The sequence below is a fragment of the Campylobacter sp. 2014D-0259 genome (genome assembly GCF_008000505.1).
Taxonomy (GTDB): domain Bacteria; phylum Campylobacterota; class Campylobacteria; order Campylobacterales; family Campylobacteraceae; genus Campylobacter_D; species Campylobacter_D jejuni.
Window position 1 is genome coordinate 1 of record NZ_VOAQ01000022.1, and the last position, 613, is coordinate 613.

The 613-nt window shown below is 23.8% G+C and carries 1 pseudogene; it reads right to left on the minus strand.

Features of this window, described 5'->3' with window-relative positions:
- Positions 1 to 7 precede the first annotated feature (7 nt).
- Positions 8 to 613, minus strand: a pseudogene (locus tag SR63_RS04605) (motility associated factor glycosyltransferase family protein); the annotation flags it as partial.

Here is a 613-nt window from a genome sequence, read left to right on the forward strand (position 1 = left end):
TCTTCTCTCACCTTCTCACCCTTTCCATCCATTTATCTAATTTTCTTTCTTTAATTTTTTCTTCTAAAGGAAGTATATTTTTAATCAAAGCATTTTCTTGTGCTTTAATATGTCCATAAACTAATTCCATAAATTCTAAATGTTCTTTTATCCAAAGAATATTTTTATTAAAAACATCTTCTTTAGTTTTAGGATTTAAAACATAAATTCTAGCAAGATTAAGTTCAAATTGGGTTAGCAAAGGACCTAAAATTTGTATCAGATCTTTTTGATTATTGTAAAGTTTGTCTATTTTGGTTTTGATTTTATCTATATCTTTAATGATTTCTTTAATCAAAATTTCGTTTTTTTGAGAATTTTGTAAATTTATAAAAGAGTTTTTTGTTTTATTATAAACTTTAATAAAATTATCGTTAAAATCTCTACAATGTTCAATACTTTTACAAACTTTATAATAAGCTTTAAGTAAAAACTCATTTTGTTTATTTAAACTTAAAGGTTCTAATTTCACAAAAGGTTTATTTAAATCTTTATCAAGTAAATTCTCACAAGCCCAAAGAAAAGGTTTTTCTATAGTTCCTTCTATCCTTGCTCCACCTTCGGTACAGTTGTA